At 56.4% G+C, this 16874-nt stretch carries 14 protein-coding genes; 6 read left to right on the top strand and 8 right to left on the bottom strand.

The genetic code is table 11. From position 1 onward, the window contains the following. Window positions 1–10: 10 nt before the first annotated feature. From GGQ73_RS05265 to GGQ73_RS05235, 7 genes are all read right to left on the bottom strand, one after another. The gene (locus tag GGQ73_RS05265) at window positions 11–1198 is read right to left on the bottom strand and encodes an MFS transporter (protein WP_183894547.1); all 1188 of its coding nucleotides are present in this window, start codon (window positions 1196–1198) and stop codon (window positions 11–13) included. Then, window positions 1198–2520, bottom strand: a complete 1323-nt coding sequence (locus GGQ73_RS05260) for a lysine N(6)-hydroxylase/L-ornithine N(5)-oxygenase family protein (RefSeq protein WP_183894545.1) — start codon at window positions 2518–2520, stop codon at window positions 1198–1200. The genes GGQ73_RS05265 and GGQ73_RS05260 overlap by 1 nt, the downstream gene beginning before the upstream one ends. A 303-nt stretch (window positions 2521–2823) precedes the next feature. Further along, entirely contained in the window at window positions 2824–4062 is a 1239-nt protein-coding gene (locus tag GGQ73_RS05255; protein ID WP_183894543.1) for an MFS transporter, read from the bottom strand. After that, complete coding sequence (locus GGQ73_RS05250; RefSeq protein WP_183894541.1) at window positions 4062–6449, bottom strand: TonB-dependent siderophore receptor; 2388 nt, start codon at window positions 6447–6449, stop codon at window positions 4062–4064. Before GGQ73_RS05250 ends, GGQ73_RS05255 begins: the two co-directional genes overlap by 1 nt. Window positions 6450–6558: 109 nt before the next feature. Then, on the bottom strand, window positions 6559–7509 hold the full coding sequence (locus GGQ73_RS05245; RefSeq protein WP_234910893.1) for a FecR family protein: 951 nt from the start codon (window positions 7507–7509) through the stop codon (window positions 6559–6561). A 76-nt stretch (window positions 7510–7585) separates the two neighbouring features. After that, window positions 7586–8095: an RNA polymerase sigma factor gene (locus GGQ73_RS05240; RefSeq protein ID WP_183894538.1), complete on the bottom strand. Its 510-nt coding sequence runs from the start codon at window positions 8093–8095 to the stop codon at window positions 7586–7588. A gap of 187 nt (window positions 8096–8282) precedes the next feature. Continuing rightward, entirely contained in the window at window positions 8283–9830 is a 1548-nt protein-coding gene (locus GGQ73_RS05235) for a cryptochrome/photolyase family protein (protein ID WP_183894537.1), read from the bottom strand. A 346-nt stretch (window positions 9831–10176) separates the two neighbouring features. Between GGQ73_RS05235 and GGQ73_RS05230 the strand changes: the two genes are divergently transcribed. From GGQ73_RS05230 to GGQ73_RS05210, 5 genes are read left to right on the top strand one after another with little or no spacing between them, the layout of a single operon-like run. Next, entirely contained in the window at window positions 10177–10845 is a 669-nt protein-coding gene (locus GGQ73_RS05230; RefSeq protein WP_174155970.1) for an amino acid ABC transporter permease, read from the top strand. Between the two features lie 10 nt (window positions 10846–10855). Beyond that, complete coding sequence (locus tag GGQ73_RS05225) at window positions 10856–11506, top strand: amino acid ABC transporter permease (protein WP_174155969.1); 651 nt, start codon at window positions 10856–10858, stop codon at window positions 11504–11506. A gap of 32 nt (window positions 11507–11538) precedes the next feature. After that, a complete protein-coding gene (locus GGQ73_RS05220) occupies window positions 11539–12375 on the top strand; it encodes a transporter substrate-binding domain-containing protein (RefSeq protein ID WP_183894536.1) in 837 nt (278 codons plus the stop codon). 13 nt (window positions 12376–12388) lie between these two features. Then, window positions 12389–13150, top strand: coding sequence for an amino acid ABC transporter ATP-binding protein (locus tag GGQ73_RS05215; RefSeq protein ID WP_183894535.1), 762 nt, complete (start codon window positions 12389–12391; stop codon window positions 13148–13150). A 60-nt stretch (window positions 13151–13210) separates the two neighbouring features. Further along, window positions 13211–14080 carry a shikimate dehydrogenase gene (locus GGQ73_RS05210; RefSeq protein ID WP_183894534.1) on the top strand — a complete coding sequence of 290 codons (870 nt, stop codon included), beginning with the start codon at window positions 13211–13213 and terminating at the stop codon, window positions 14078–14080. Between the two features lie 66 nt (window positions 14081–14146). Here the strand turns inward: GGQ73_RS05210 and GGQ73_RS05205 are convergent, their stop codons facing one another. Then, window positions 14147–14839, bottom strand: a complete 693-nt coding sequence (locus GGQ73_RS05205) for a TetR family transcriptional regulator (protein WP_183894533.1) — start codon at window positions 14837–14839, stop codon at window positions 14147–14149. 121 nt (window positions 14840–14960) lie between these two features. Between GGQ73_RS05205 and GGQ73_RS05200 the strand changes: the two genes are divergently transcribed. After that, the gene (locus tag GGQ73_RS05200) at window positions 14961–16859 is read left to right on the top strand and encodes a bifunctional sugar phosphate isomerase/epimerase/4-hydroxyphenylpyruvate dioxygenase family protein (RefSeq protein WP_183895067.1); all 1899 of its coding nucleotides are present in this window, start codon (window positions 14961–14963) and stop codon (window positions 16857–16859) included. The last annotated feature ends 15 nt before the right edge of the window (window positions 16860–16874 follow it).

The following is a 16874-nucleotide window of genomic DNA, read 5'->3' as shown; positions in this document are numbered from 1 at the left end:
CATCCCCTTGTCAGGCAAGTTGTGGGCCGGGGTCGGCTGACCCGAGGTTCGGTCTCAAGGTCACGCGGTACAGAAACAGCGTGGCAAGCACGACGATGGCTGCAACGGCAAAAGAGAGCCCTGCACCGAAACGCTGGCTCAGCACGCCGCTCACCAGGGCAGCGAGCATCACGCCGCTGTTGCGGGCAATGTTGAGAAGGCTGAAGCCTGATGCATAGTGAGCCTTTTGGGCCCGTTCGAAAAACAGCGCATCAAGACCGATGGTGACGCGATAGAGCCCGATTCCGTAAATGATGCGGCCTATGATGATGCAGGCCTGATCCGGAACAGCTTGGACCGCCAGACCTAGGCCCGTGAGGACGAGGCCGATTTCGTTTCGGCGCCAGACCTGGCTGCCACCACCGCGCCAAAACCCATGCGCCAATATGGCAAGGGCTACGAAACCCGGTATGGCATAGACGATGCCGGCCAGATCCGGTGAGGCGCCGATAGCAACCGACTGCCACCACACGGTCATGAACGGCATCGACATGTAAAAACCGAAGTAGAAGAAGAACATCACGATCAGGAGGGACGTAAAACTCTTCTTGTCTTCCGGCATCACGGCAACGATGCTTTTTGTGTCCTCGGCGCTGGATTGCCGGGCCCTTGCCACGGAAGCTGTCTTGAGCAGGATGGCACAAATACCGGCCTGTATGATATCGCCCAGACCCATGATGACGTAGGGCAACGCATAGCCCCAGGAACCCACGACATGGCCACCGGATACGGCACCGACAATGCCGCCGAAATGGACGATAACGGCCAGCGCACCGATTGTCGCCGCATGCTTTTCCACGGGCTGCATGGCAATGACGTAGGGATACATCAGCAGATAGCTCGCCTTGAAGCACACCATCACGAGGGATGAGACCCAGAAGCTGGCAATGTCTGTTGCCATGTAGCAGGCGAGGCTGAACCCGGCAGCAGCCAGTTGTGTCCAGATCAGCACACCAATCGTGTCATGTCGCCTGGCAATGGCAACCCATGCCGGAAACGCCAGCATGACCGCGAGCGATATCGACGCCAGATAGGCGCCGACGGTAAACGGTGATGAAATGTCGAACCGCGCGACAAACAGCTGCGGATAGTAAGGCAGAAGCATCGTGTCACTGACAACGGCGATGGCGGTCATCGCCAGCAGAGCTGTTCTCAGCATCATGCCACCACGCGGGCTGACGTGACTTCGCTCAGACCGCGGACATCGAAGGTCTGGAACGCGGTTTCCTGTTCGATTGCGTAGACCTCGTATCCTGCAATTTCACGCAAAATCGTGGCGTTTCGCAAGCATGCCATGCCAAGGTCGGGTGCGACAAATCCGTGCGTGTGGATATCGAGGTTTTGAACGAAGACTTCACCTCCCGCATGGTCCACCGCATAATTGGCGCCAACATCAAGCCTGCCTTTGCCGTCACGCTTCAAGCGCTCGGCGATACCGCTCAGGAACTCCGGCTCCTTGTAGTCGTAGCCAGTGGCCAGAATGACGGCATCTGCCTGTCGCGTGAATGTGATGTCCTGTTCCCGCTGCCGAAACTCCAGCGAAAATTCCTGCCGTCCGGGCGAGTGGCGCACATCCACAAGCTCACTGTTGGGAATGAGATGGGTCGCGACAGGTCCCTTCAGGCTTTTGCGATAGAGAAGGTCGTAAATGTCCTTCAGCAGACTGGCATTGATGCCCTTGAAAAGGGCTGACTGCTCCTGCAGAACCCGGTCCCGGGTGTCGTCCGGCAGATTATGGAAATAATGGGCGTAATCAGGCGATGTCATTTCCAGATTGAGCTTCGTCAAGTCCAGAGGAAAGAACCGTTGCGACCGCGTGACCCAGTCGATGCTGTAATCGTGGTTATCGATATCAGATAAGAGGTCGTGATAAATTTCGGCTGCACTCTGCCCACTGCCGACGATCACAATCGATTTGCGGGCTTGAAGCTGCTTCTTGTTCGCCAGATATTGTGACGAATGGGTCATATGCTGCGCCAGCTTTTTGCAGCAGGCGGGTACCGATGGCGATGTTCCCGTTCCCACGACCAATCGACGGGTTTCTATCTTTTTGATCCCGCCGAGACGATCCGCGACTGTCAGCTTGTAGAGGCTGGCTCCCCTGTCGTATCTGACATCCTTCACCGTGTGACCGAATTTCAGATTGTCCAGTTTGGCAGCCGCCCACTGGCAGTAAAGATTGTACTCGCTGCGCAGAAGGAAGAAGTCTTCTCGCGTGTAGAACGCGTAAATCTTGCCTTGCTCCTTCGCATAATTAAGGAAAGTGAAGGGGCTGGTCGGATCCGCCAGGGTGACGAGATCGCCCATGAACGGGGTCTGCAAGGTCGCATTCTCCAGGAGCATTCCCGGATGCCAGTTGAATCCATGGTTCCGGTCGAGGAAGACAGACCGTAATTCAGGGACCGGGCTGGCAAGGCAAGCCAGACCGAGATTGAACGGGCCAAGCCCGACACCGGTGAAATCATAAATTGTATTTTCCATTGGCGCCTCCGACGTTGCGCTCGTTTTTATAAATATGACAAAATAAATCAAGTATTATTTTGCTAATTTTTTGGGGGTAAAAAATAGATAGGTACGGAATGAAAAATAGGATGGTAAGGGCATAATTTGGCCCCGAATTTTTACCAAAAATTCTGTTATATCAGTGATCTTGAGCAGATTAACTCGCCCATCCGCGGTCGTGTTCCGCGATGATGGTGACAATGGCCGTCTCTAGCTATTTGATTTTATCGCCACCATTTCTAAGTGGTCGACAGATATCGAAAAATACAATTTATAAGTTAATCAGGATGCAGCTGCCAGAGCCGCACTCCGCCTTGAAAGCAGCAGGATGGCGGGAGCAGCGAGTGCAGATATGCCGGCAGCAACCAGGAAAGATGTGTGGTAGCCGAAACGCTCAGCAATTGCGCCTGCACCGACGCCTCCGGCCATGCTGACAATGCCATCCATACATTGGAATAGGGTGAAATCCACACCCGCCTGTTTTGGATCGCACCAGCCCATGAAACTTGCATAAAGGGCGACAAACCCAATCGACATGACACCGGATGAACTGGTGATCGCAATCGTCATGACGACCCAGTCGGCAATGTCGCGGTGAAGGCTGAAGGCAGCGAAGGCGCAGAGCAAAATCGCCTGGACCACGATCGATAAGACAAGGACCCGCGACGAACCATAAAGACGCACCAAAAACCCGCCCAAAAGCGCGCCGCCGAAGCCGACGACCATGCTTCCGACGCCGTTGAAAAGTCCCAATGTTGCCAGATCGAACCCGTAATCGATCAGGAAGGGCCCCAGCATCGCCAGCCCCCATTTTTGAGCCGCAACATAGATCGCGGCGATGATGAGACCGATTTGTATGTGGGGACGCTTCAGCGCGCGCAGGATGGATGGTCTCTGGTCGCGGGTCTCGACCTTGGCTTTCGCGGCGGGTCCGAAGACAAACGGCACGGCAAGCACAAGCACGAGGCCTGCCATGACCAGTGTCGCGCTTTTCCATCCGTACCAATCGACAAGAACAAGGAACAGGCCTGCTCCTATGGCAGAGCCAAGATAGGCGCCACCGACCTGTGCGGCATTTGCCCATCCGTGGTGCTTGACCGCCAGTGTTTCGACAGCGTATCCATCGCAGGCGATATCGACGGTCGCAGTCACCACCGCAATAACGAACAGAATGGCGATGGCCGTGCTGACAGGGGATGGCCCGGTAAATGCCAGGACGACCAGACCGCATGCGCAGATCGCCACCCCCGCGCCGACGATGAGCCGTGATCTGTTTTTCCCCACACGCGGCAGCCGGTAGCGCTCGATGAGGGGTGCCCAGAGAAACTTCAATGCCCACGGCAAAACGATCAGATACAGAAGACCGATCTGATCCAGCGGAAGCCCGGCGGTTCTCAAAACCGCCGGAAGACCGAGAAATGTCAGCCCGCCGATGACGCTTTGTCCGACATAAAGACCGCTGACCGCCGCGAAGACGGCAAAAGGGGACGGCCTTGTATCAATGGGCGTGCGACGTATCATCAGAAGCTGTACTTGACGCTGGCAACAAATTTTCTGCCCTCATCGTAGAGGCAGTAACCGGTCGTGCAAACCTGTTTGACCTCATCGAGAAGGTTGCTGGCATTAACTTGCAGCTTCACGCCTTCCATCGCGTCATTGAGCTTGCCGAGATCATAACGCAACGCCGCGTCAACGAATGTCCGGGCCTCATTGGTTATGACTTTTGTATGGGCATCATCCCCGAAACTCGAGCCGACATATCGCACGCCAGCGCCCAGGCCAAGACCTTCGAGTGCTCCACTCTGGACTTCGTAATCTGCCCAGAGCGAAAACATGTGATAGGGTGAGGAATTGAGCTGATTGCCAACCGTTGCAGGGCTCTGCCTAGTGATTTCGGCGTCGTTGTAGGAATAGCCACCGGTAAAGCTCAAACCGTTGTCGAGGGATGCTGTCACTTCGAGCTCAACGCCACGTGAACGAAGGTCAAGTTGCCTCAGGGACATCGTGTTGGTATCAAAAAGAGAGGAATCCTTTTGCCTGATGTCAAAATAGGCCGCAGAGAGAAGAATATTCTGGTCCGGTATCTCATATTTGACGCCAATCTCGTACTGCTTGCCGCGGGTCGGATTGGCCTGGTTAGTCGCACCGGTCAAGACCACGCCTGTGTTGGCGAGGTATGAGGTGCCATAACTGATATAGGGCATGACGTTCCATGACGTCACATAACCGATCGACGCCCGTCCTGTGGTCACGCTGTCCTTTCGCGATCCCCCTGCGCCGGCACTCGTGTAGTCGCTATCGTGCCAGTCATGCCTCAGACCAAGTCCGATACGCCAGGCATCAAGTTCGATTTGATCCTGAACGTAAAGACCAATCGAGTTCTGCTTCTGCGTCTCCACGTAGTTGACGGCAGGGATGTAGGTGAAGGTTGGGGTGAACAGGTTTGGCCCGGAGCCTTGCCGCGATTCATATTCCATGAAGCTGTAATCAATGCCGCCGATCAGTTTATGCTGGGCAGCTCCTGTCTGGAAATCCGCCTCAAGATATGTGTCGGTCGCCAACCCTCTGTTGTCTTCATAGACAATGCCTGGAAAGTTGCTGTCGACGTATTCCTGACGGGTCGAGAGATCGGAGTAGCGCAGCTTGTGATGCAGCGTCAGAGTATCGTTGATCTCATGTTCAAGCTCATAGCCGATCCGCCACTGCTTTTGCTCAAAGTCGTTGAAACGGCTGTCGCCACTGTAGATGGGCTGCGCACCCGTGGACACATTATTGCTGTCGAAGGTGTTGACGTAGCCCCAGGTTCCGCCCGTGGTCGAATCCATATATTCACCGAGGATCGTGAACTTGGTGCCTTCGTCCGGCTTCCAAGTTACCGCCGGAGCGATCATCACGCGGTCATCCTTGATCGCTTTGATCTCGTTGCGACCATCACGCGCAACACCTGTCAAACGATACAGGACCGAGCCGTCATCCGTAACGGGGCCGGACAGATCGAAGGCGCCTTGAACGCGCCCATAGGAGCCATATTGAAGCTCTACTTCTCGGATCTGTTCTTCCGTCGGGCGCTTTGAAATCATGTCGACAATGCCGCCGGAACTGCTGGCACCGTAGACAGAGGCCGCCGGCCCACGTAGAATGGTCAGCGCTTCCAAGCCGTAAGGCTCCAACCGGAAAAGCCCATTTGGACTGCTGATCTGGCGCAGACCATCGCGGAAGACACCGGAATATGTCAGGTCTATCCCGCGAAGCTTGAACGTGTCGAAGCGTGGCTCCGTGCCATAGGCACCGCTTCTGGCGCCCGGGGTGTAATCGATCGCTTCTTTCAGATTCTGCGGCTGCCGGTCATCCAGTTGTTTCCGGCTCACCACCGATACCGACTGTGCGGTCTCCGCCACCGGAGTGTCTGTTTTCGTTGCCGAGCGGCCGGATTTTGCGAGATAGCCATTCGTTTCGATGATGCCGGCCACGCCTCCCGTGCCAGAGCCTTCAACGACGATTGTTTCTAGAACCGTCGAGCCATCATTGCTGACGGCCGCCTGTGGCGTTGCCGTCGAAGGATCGAAAATTCGAACCGTGTTGGAGCCTGTAATGGTGAAATTGAGGCCTGAGCCTGCCAGAAGCTGTGTGACTGCCGCCGAGACACTCAGAGGTCCACGAACACCAGCCGTGGTTTTTCCTCTTGTGATCGCCGACGGGTAGAGCATGCGCAAATTGGCTTGACGACCCAGCGTGAGGATAGCGCTTTCCAGGGGACCCGCAGGCACCGACAACGTGGCGGAAGCAGGCGTGGCAGCGGTGGTCTGCGCCTGCGCACGCGCGGCCCCCACAACGGTTACCAGCGATAGCCCCATCATCGCCGTTGTCGCCAGCCACAGTTTTGTATGTACCCGCTTCGCTAAAATCATCCTAGTGCCCCTTTACGCCTGAACAGCAACGCACTGCGCAAGCACGCAATGCATTCTGTTGACCTAGAGTGAAAAGGACACCGACCTCCTGACGTGCTCCAAGAGAAAATTATCGGGAGCGGACAAGGACCATCATGTCGGACAGCTTCGTCACCGTCACGGGCAGACTGCTTTCCAGGATACGCAGCGCTTGATTGGTGTCATGAAGATCGAAAATGCCCGAGACGCTCAAGCGCGCCGCCGTGTCGTCAAGGACGACAATCCGGCCATGGCGATATTGCGCCAAGACCTGAAGAACCTGTCGCAGCGACTGGCCGGAAAAAACAAGTTTGCCCTCACGCCAGGCCGTGTTGTTGCTGATATCCTGCCGCGAACGGACGGTGGCGCCATCGCTGTCCAGCGTTACCGCCTCCCCGGCCCTCAGTCTTGCACGGCCGGAAATCGTTTCAACCTCGACTTCGCCTTCTTCAACCTGCACCTCCTGCGGCAAAGAGCCATTTCCCGCGCGCACCGCATAATGGGTTCCCACCGCCTGCGCCGTCAAACCATCGTTATCGACAATGAAGGGGCGTTGCGGATTTTTGGCCACGTCGAAAAATGCTTCACCCCGCAACAGAACGATGCGCCGTTCGCGGTCGGAATAGCGCGTTTCGATCGCCGTATCGGAGTTGAGGCTGACCCTGGTGCCATCCTCCAGCATGATCATGCGGGTTTCACCAACCGAGGTATAGTGATCGGCCTGAAGTCGGTCGATAAGCCCGGTTTGGCGAGACAGCAGGACCGCTGCCCCGAGAAGACAAAGGAGACAGAGCGCGGTCAGCACTTTCTTGGCTGAGCGTGCCTTTTGATCTGATGCCGAGGCAAGAGTAACCGCACGCATATCGCCCCACAGGGCCGCCATGTCCTCATAGGCATCTCTATGGGATGGATCTGACGCCAGCCACACCCCGAACGCCTCGCGATCTGATGGCGATGCATCGGCCGACTGCATCCGCGCCACCCAAAGTGCTGCCTGTTCAGCAAGACCCTCATCGTTCGGGTCGCTGTAATGGTCATGCATAGAGATCGCCATTCTCAATCAGGTTACGTTTAGCATCCTTATATATTGAGTGAAAAACATGCGAGCGCCTGACGTTCTACCGGCTGTTTATTTTTGCCCGTGCCTGACGGCAGTGGAGCAGGGCTTTTATGATGTGCTTCTCAACCATGTTGCGAGAGATTCCGAGCCGCGTCGCGATCTCGCCATTGGGCAGGCCGTTAATGCGGCTGAGCACAAAAACCTGCTGGCAACGCTTCGGCAAAGCCTCTATTTCGCGCGTCATGGCTACCAGATGCTGGCGCCCGTTGACGATCTGTTCCTGATCCGGCCTGTCGCAGGCCACACCGAGCTCGTCTTCCAACGAAACCAGCAGCGGACGTTCGCGGGACTGTTTGATGATGGTCAGTCGCGCAACCGATTTCGCGATCTGAAAGAGATAGGCCTGCGGATTTTCTATCGATGTTGTCTGAGAGACCTGCAAAACGCGCAAAGCCGTTTCCTGCATGGCATCGGCGGCATCTTCACGATCCCGAAGGCGGTGGCGGAAAAACCGCATAAGACGATTGCTCTCGTCCGTTTTCAAAAGGTGTAACAACGCTGTACTCATCGACCGACAACATCCAACAGCTTTTTTCGTCGATCCCCACCCTGGCCGTGTGAGGCGACATCGATTTAACATGATATAATTTGTCATGTTTATAAAGCTTGCAGTCTCAGTTCCAGATCAAAGATCTATGGTTGCGGAGGAGGAGGAAATTATCCGAGGCGCTGTGGCCGATTTGCACGGGTTGGCTTTAGACCAAGGTACCGTCATCGAGCTTCTTCAAAAAAACGCGAGCGCTTTGCGTGTAATCATTGCGTTTCTCATCGCTCATCCGGCGCCAATTTGCATAGGGCTGCGCCAGCCTGCGATTGGATGACAGTTTCTCGGCGTTTCTGTCCAGAAAATCCCAGTAGAGTGCGTTGAACGGACACGCGCCCTCACCGGTCTTGCGGTTCACATCATAGCGACAGCCTTCGCAATAATCCGACATTCGGGAAATATAGGCGCCGCTGGCCGCGTAAGGCTTGGAGCCCAGCAACCCGCCATCGGCAAACTGGCTCATGCCGATGACGTTGGGCAATTCTACCCACTCATAGGCGTCCGCGTAGACCTCGAGATACCACTCATGCACAGCATGGGGATCGAGCCCGGCCAGCATGGCGAAGTTGCCGGTGATCATGAGGCGTTGAATGTGATGGGCATAGGCGTTGTCGATGGTTTCGCCGATAACGGTCGAGAGACAGGCCATATCCGTCTTTCCGGTCCAGAAGAAATCCGGCAGCGGACGCGTTGCGCCAAAGAAATTGCGGTGTGCGTAATCCGGCATGAACATCCAGTAGACGCCGCGAATATATTCCCGCCAGCCGATGATCTGACGAATAAAGCCTTCCACGGCATTGATGGGGGCGTGACCCTGCAGGTAGGCGCGTTCTGCGGCCTGACACACGGCAAGGGGATCAAGAAGACCGATGTTGATGTAGAAGGACAGGAGCGAATGATTGAGATAGGGATCGCCTTTCACCATGGCATCCTGGGTTTCTCCGAATTTCGGCAGGAAATCTGCAATGAAGGTATCTGCTGTCTTCTCAGCCTCGGACCGCGTCACGGCCAGCGAGAAACCCTCCGATGAACCCATGTGATCGGCAAACCGGCAATCGACGAGACCCATGACCTCGCGCGTGGTTTCATCCGGCGAGAAGGTGGGATGACGGGGACGAAACAGATCCGGTTTTGCGGGCGCGCGGTTTTCGCTATCGAAATTCCAGCGGCCCGACGTCGGCGCATCACCCTCCATCAAAAGGCCCGTCTTGCGGCGCATCTCGCGATAGAAGAACTCCATCGTCAATTGACGGCGCCCCTCGGCCCAAAGGCGGAAGTCTTCGTGGGAGCAGAGAAACCGGGTGTCTGGCCGGATGTCCACCGAGAGACCTGTCTCCCTGTCCCAACCGTCCATCGCTTGCCTCACGCGCCACTCACCGGGCTCCGTCACAACGATGTTTTGCGGGCGCAGCGCCTCCACTGCCCTTTTCAGTTCTTTCGTGAAAGACCCGGTGTTATCGGCATCATCCAGCTTGATGTAGCGGACATTAAAACCTCGCTCAGAAAGCTCCGTACAGAAATGGCGCATGGCGGACAAAACGAAGATGATCTTTTTGCGGTGATGACGCACATAGGTCGTCTCCTCCGCGACCTCGCAAATCAAGATGACGTCATGTTCTGGCTGCGCGTCCCTCAACGACGAAATCGCCGTGGAGAGCTGGTCACCGAGGATGAAAATGAGGTTCCGGCATTCAGGCATCGTTCGACTATCCAGATGTTTTTAATGGAGTACGCAGGGCGACGACCAGCGGATTACAGGAATAAGAACCGGCAGACGAAAAGGTGCCAGAGTTTTTCAGTCCGACCCGAAACAGCTTCCGTTGAAGCCAAAAATACGCTGCAGGTAACAGCAAAAATCTCCACCGACCTGCGCTTGACACGTATGAACTAACTGGTACAAACATTACATTGCGACCATCAAAACGCGGGAGGCGTTGAAGCCGACAGAGCGAAGGTCAAAAGTAAAAACAGTTCTACCGTCGGATTTTGACGGTAGCGGCCTGAGGAGAGCGGCAAAACCGCTTTGGTCGAATTGGGGAGGATGGATGTCTTACGCGCTTGATTTTTCCGCAGTCTATGACCGCCTGCCCGAGCTTTTTCTGGCGTGCCTGGCGACGATCGGCCTCGCAATCGCCGGGATGTTCTTTGCAACGATCATCGGTGTTTTAGGCGTCATTGCCCGCGGCTCCAACGTCAAGCCTCTTCGTGTGTTGGTCATCAGCTTCGTCGAGCTCATCCGAAACACACCGTTTCTCGTACAGATCTTCTTCATCTTCTTCGCGCTTCCGCAACTTGGTCTGCGATTGAACCCAACGACGACGGCCATCGTCGCGCTGGCATTGAATGGTGGGGCCTACGCCATCGAAATCATTCGTGGCGGTGTGGATGCCGTGCCGAAAGGGCAAATCGAAGCCGGGCTAGCACTTGGTCTGCGTCGCGCACAAATCTTCCGTCACATCATTCTCAGACCTGCTTTGCGCGCCGTTTATCCCTCGCTGACCAGCCAGTTTATCATGCTGACCTTGACGACATCGGTCTGCACATCGATTGCGGCTTATGAGTTGACGTCGGTGGCGCAACGGATCGAAGCCGAGACCTTCCGTTCCTTCGAGGTCTACTTCTCCATCACACTGCTTTACCTTGTCATTTCCTCCCTGATGATGGGCGTGTTCGCGTTGATTTCGCGCCTTTCCTTCAGCTATCCGGTCAAGTGAGGCGAAAACAATGTTCTTAATCGGTCCCAACGAATTGTTTTTCCTGATGCAGGGTCTGAAATGGACCCTTGCGCTCACGGTCATCGGCTTCATCGGCGGCGGCGTTTTCGGTCTGTGCGTGGCACTGGCCAGAACTGCCGAGAGCAAGGTCAGCCAGCGGGTGACGGCCGGCTACATCACCGTATTTCAAGGCACGCCGCTCTTGATGCAACTCTTCGTCGTCTATTACGGCGTGGCGCTGGTAGGCCTGGATATCGACGCATGGATCGCCGTGGCCATCGCCTTTACACTCCATGCCAGCGCGTTTCTCGGTGAAATCTGGCGCGGTGGTATTCAGGCCGTCTCCAAGGGACAGACGGAAGCTGCCAAAGCACTCGGTCTTCATTACGTCTCGCGCATGAAGGACGTGGTTTTGCCGCAGGCCCTGAGGATTTCCCTGCCTGCGACCATCGGCTTTCTCGTTCAGCTCATCAAGGGCACATCGCTTGCCGCCATCGTCGGTTTCGTGGAGCTATCCCGCGCGGGGCAGATCGTTTCCAACCAGACATACAAGCCGCTGACGGTCTTTGCGATCGTCGGGCTCATCTATTTTCTCATCTGCTGGCCGCTTTCGCTGTGGGGCGCCGGTGTCGAGAAGCGGCTTCAAACCGCATCTCGTTAATTTATCATCAGCTTTGTAAGGAGGAGCAAAAGATGAAATCCAAGAGCATGACACTCAACCGCCGTATGCTGCTAGCACTCGCCGCAGCAACCGTCGCCCTGCCATTCGTGGCACCGGTCGATGCGTCCGCGGCTTCGGTCGAAGACGCGAAAGCCAAGGGCAAGGTCGTCATCGGCATTCAGGGTGACAATTCCCCATGGGGCTTCGTCAATTCCACTGGCGTTCAGGACGGTCTCGATGCCGATATCGGCAAGGCTTTTGCCGATTACCTCGGCGTGAAGGTAGAGTTCGTCCCGCTGGCCGTTGCCAACCGCATTCCTGCATTGATGACCGGAAAGGTCGACGTCCTGTTCGCCACGATGGGCATGACGGCAGAGCGCGCTAAGACGATCCAGTATTCGCAGCCTTACGCCGGTAACGTCCTGTCCGTCTATGGTCCGAAGGACAAGAATATCTCCGGTTACGACGACCTCTCTGGCGTTGCCGTCGGCGTGCCGAAGTCCAGCGCGATGGACACCGCAATCACGGCAGGTGCCAAAAGTGCAAACATCCTGCGCTTCGATGACGACGCCGCAAACATTCAGGCCCTCATCTCCGGCCAGGTCGAAGTTGTCGGTGGCAACCAGTTCTACGGCGATCGTCTGAATGCCGCCGCGCCCGACAAGTATGAGACGAAGTTCGACCTGACGACACTTTACAACGGCGCTGCCACGCGTCCCGGTGAAAAGGACTGGAACGAAACCATCAATGCCTTCCTGGTACAGATCAAGGGCGATGGCGAACTGGCAAAGATCTACACCAAGTGGATGAAGCGCGACGTTCCGGCCTTCCCGGAATCAATGCCTGACGTTCCCTTCACCGTAAAGTAAGCAGGAGGTCACCATGCCGCAAACCAACGCCGCTCAGGATCCGCTGATCGCCCTTGAAGGCGTCGAAAAGTGGTATGGAGCCTTTCATGCGCTGAAAAACATCAATCTGACAGTCCGCAAAGGCGAGAAAATCGTTCTTTGCGGGCCGTCCGGCTCCGGCAAGTCGACGCTGATCCGCTGCATCAACCATCTGGAGGAGATCCAGGAGGGTACGATCACGGTCGAAGGAACCAAGCTGACGAGTTCTGCCAGCGCCATCGACACGGTGCGCCGGGAAGTCGGCATGGTGTTCCAGAATTTCAACCTGTTCCCGCACAAGACTATTCTGGAAAACTGTACGCTGGCGCCCATGCGGGCAAAAGGTCTGGCGAAGGCCGACGCCGAGAAGACGGCACGCAAATATCTCGAGCGTGTGCGCATTCTGGACCAGGCGGACAAATACCCGGCGCAACTTTCTGGCGGACAGCAGCAACGCGCGGCAATTGCCCGTGCATTGTGCATGGAACCCAAGGCCATGCTGTTCGACGAGCCGACGTCGGCACTCGACCCGGAAATGGTCAAGGAAGTGCTCGACACCATGATCGGTCTGGCCCGCGATGGCATGACGATGATTTGCGTTACCCACGAAATGGGCTTTGCGCGTCAGGTTGCCGACCGGGTCGTCTTCATGGCCTCCGGCGAAATCATCGAGGAAGCTCCTCCCGAAGAGTTCTTCCGCGACCCCAAACATCAGCGGACGCGCACCTTTCTGGGTGAGATTCTCGCCCATCACTGATGGGCGCCTTTCTTGCCCTGTGCCTGTCCCATCACCTTATTCGATGAGTAATGCTCCGCCATGACAGACAGACCATCCTTGAAAGTCGCCCTGATCGGTGCCGATATCCAGCTTTCCAAAACGCCGCCCATGCATATGCGCGAGGGGGCGGCCCATGGAATCGACTATTCCTACGAGTTGCTCGACATCCATGCCCGCGAACTGCCTGAAAGCGCTTTGCCCGCGCTGCTGGATGAAGCGGAAAAGCGTGGCTTTGCGGGTGTGAATATCACCCACCCCTTCAAACAGCTGGTCATTCCGCACCTCCATACACTGTCCGACGATGCGCACATGCTGGGTGCGGTCAACACCGTCGTTTTTCGCGATGGAAAACGGACCGGGCACAACACGGACTGGTACGGTTTTTACGAGAGTTTCAAGCGCGGACTGCCCAACGCCAAGCGCGACCGTGCTTTGCTGATCGGCGCCGGTGGCGCGGGCGTGGCCGTTGCCCATGCGGCGTTGAAACTCGACATTGCGCATCTCGACATATTCGATCAGGATCTTAACCGCGCAAAACAACTTGCGGAAAAGCTCAACGAGCGATTTGGTGATATCAGGGCCTTCGCTGTTGATGACCCTTCGCAGTCGCTTCCTCATGCCGATGGCCTGATCCACGCAACGCCTGTGGGCATGCCAGCGCATCCCGGAATACCGGTGCCAGAGACATTGCTCGAGAGCCGCCACTGGGTTGCCGACATTGTCTACATGCCGCTGATGACAGCATTGCTCGCTGCTGCGGCTCTAAAAGGCTGCAAGACCCTTCCGGGCGGCGGCATGGCCGTGTTTCAGGCCGTTGGGGCATTCCGGCTGTTTTCTGGCCGGGAACCGGACCCTGCCCGCATGAGTGCACACTTCAGAGAACTCTGTGAAATCGAGGCTGCGGCATGAGCGGTTTTGAGGTCGTTTGGTCCGATATCAACGTCCCGGGCATCACCGTCGAGGGGATCAAAAACCCTAGCCGCCGTTTTCTGTAGCACCGATATGATCGACCCGAAGCACATAGCGCAGCACCATATCAGCGACATGCTTCGACAAGGCTTCCTGACCGTCTTCTGTAAACAGGCTGTTGCCGAAGATGAACGAGAAAGTGGCGACATTCGAGACGTTGAAAAAAGACAGTGCGCTGATCTGCCAGTGCAGTTCCAGCGCTTCTATCCCGGTGCGAAAAACGCCCTGCTTCTGGCCCCGGGCCAGCACGCTTTCCAAAGCCTCGATAGCCGGACGGTTCAGCTGGCGGATCGTCTCGGAACCCTGCATATGCCGTCCGTGGTGAACATTTTCGATCATGACCATACGGATGAACGACGGATGGCGGCGATGGTGTTCAAAGGTGAAACGACAGAGCTTGTCGAGAGCCGCACGCGGCTCCATGTCGTCAAGCTCAAGGTCGCTTTCGCCACCGCGTACCTTGGCATAGGCTTCTTCAAGAGCCTGCTGATACAGGCCCTCCTTGTCGCCGTAATAGTAGTAGATCATGCGTTTGGACGTGCGGGTGCGCGCAGCAATCTCATCAATGCGCGCTCCGGACAGACCGTTTTGGGAAAACTCTTCCATCGCCACCGACAGAATATCGCGGCGCACGCCCTCGGGATCCCGCTTTGCCTGCCGCGTCACACTCGCGTTGATAGAAGTCGCGGCTTTGGTCATTGTCCACCCATCCACGGTTGGCCCGTCCCCAGCCATTACCACCGTTATTAACCAAATAGTACATAACACTGGAAAGGAAGGCAATATGGTCATCCCCGGCACTCAGCAGCAAAAGCTGCCCATGCGGACCTCCATCGCAACAGTTTCCATCAGCGGGGAGTTTCCCGAAAAACTGGCGGCCATCGCAAAGGCAGGTTTCTCAGGCGTCGAGATCTTCGAAAACGACTTCCTCACTTACGATGCCTCCCCGCGCGAAGTCCGTAAAATGGTTCTCGACCACGGCCTTGAAATCACGCTTTTCCAGCCCTTCCGCGATTTCGAGGGCATGCCAGACCAGCACAGGCAGCGTGCGTTCGAGCGTGCCGAGCGCAAATTCGACATTATGGGAGAACTCGGCACCGACCTGATGCTGATCTGCTCCAACGTCTCGCCGATTTCGTTGGGCGGCATCGACCGCGCTGCCGGCGATTTCAACGAACTGGGCGAGCGTGCCGCAAAGCACGGTCTGCGTGTCGGTTATGAGGCTTTGGCCTGGGGACGCCACATCAGCGACCATCGCGACGCCTGGGAGGTGGTGCGCCGCGCCGACCACGCCAATGTCGGTATCATTCTTGACAGCTTCCATACGCTTTCCCGTAAAATCGATCCGAATTCAATCCGCTCGATACCCGGCGATAAAATCTTCATCGTGCAACTGGCGGATGCGCCTTTGTTCGACATGGATCTTCTCTATTGGAGCCGCCATTTCCGCAACATGCCGGGGGAAGGCGATCTGCCGGTGGTGGATTTCATGCGCGCTGTTGCCGCGACCGGCTACTCCGGCCCACTGTCGCTGGAGATTTTCAACGATCAATTTCGTGGGGGGTCTGCGCGCCTACTCGCGGAAGACGGACACCGGTCCCTCATTTATCTCATGGACCAGGTGCGCCGGTTGGAGCCGGACATCCGCATATCCATGCCGGACATGCCGAGCCCGGTGGAGACTGAAGGCGTCGAGTTCGTGGAGTTCACCACGGGAGCAACCGAAAAGGCCGAGCTCGAAACACTGCTTGCGACACTTGGTTTTTCAAAATCGGCGCGACATCTCAACCGTGAGGTCGAACTCTACACGCAAGGCGACATCCGCATCGTCATCAACACCGACAGCACCGGCGAAAGCTTTGCAGGATCGTCCTATTCCGTGCACGGCACCAACGCGTATGCCTTTGGCATGAAAGTTGCCGATGCGAACGCTGCGCTGGAGCGCGCAGCCGCCATGGGTGCACAGACCTTCATCGAACCCAGACAGAGCGGAGAGATCACCATTCCCGCCATTCAGGGTGTCGGCAACGGCGTTATCTATTTCCTCGACGACTCTCCTGCCCTTGCATCGATCTGGAAACAGGAATTTACACCTCTGGAACCGGAAAGCCCGGGCGATGCGGGTTTGACGCGGATCGACCATCTGGCGCAGACAACACGCTACGACGAGATGCTCACCTGGCTATTGTTCTATACCTCGATATTTTCCATGCGGCGTACACCGATGGTGGATGTTGTCGAGCCAGGCGGGCTTGTGCGCAGTCAGGCCATTGAGAGCCTGCCAAAGGCAGACTTCCGACTGACCATGAACGGTGCCGACAACCGCAAGACATTTGCAGGCAAGTTTCTGGCGGAAGGCTTCGGCACCAGCATCCAGCATATCGCATTCTCGTCCAACGACATTTTTGCCACCGCCAAGGCGCTCCAGCAACGCGGCTTTCGCGCCCTGCCGATCTCGCGCAATTATTACGACGATCTCGAAGCACGGTTCGGCCTGGAACCAGAACTGTCGGATGCGCTGCGTGCCTCCAGCATTCTTTACGACCGCGACGACAATGGCGAGTATTTCCAGATCTATAGTCAGACCTTTGGCGAAGGATTTTTCTTCGAGATTGTCGAGCGGCGCGGTCAATATGTCGGATATGGCGCCATGAACGCACCGTTCCGTATCGGTGCGCAGCGACGTTTACTGCGTCCGGCAGGTATTCCAAGCGATTAAGGAACCGATTGCTGG

The sequence above is a fragment of the Rhizobium skierniewicense genome, assembly GCF_014196515.1.
GTDB classification, from domain to species: Bacteria; Pseudomonadota; Alphaproteobacteria; order Rhizobiales; family Rhizobiaceae; genus Agrobacterium; species Agrobacterium skierniewicense.
Note: the sequence above shows the minus strand (reverse complement) of the source record. Positions and strands in the feature narration are given on the sequence as shown.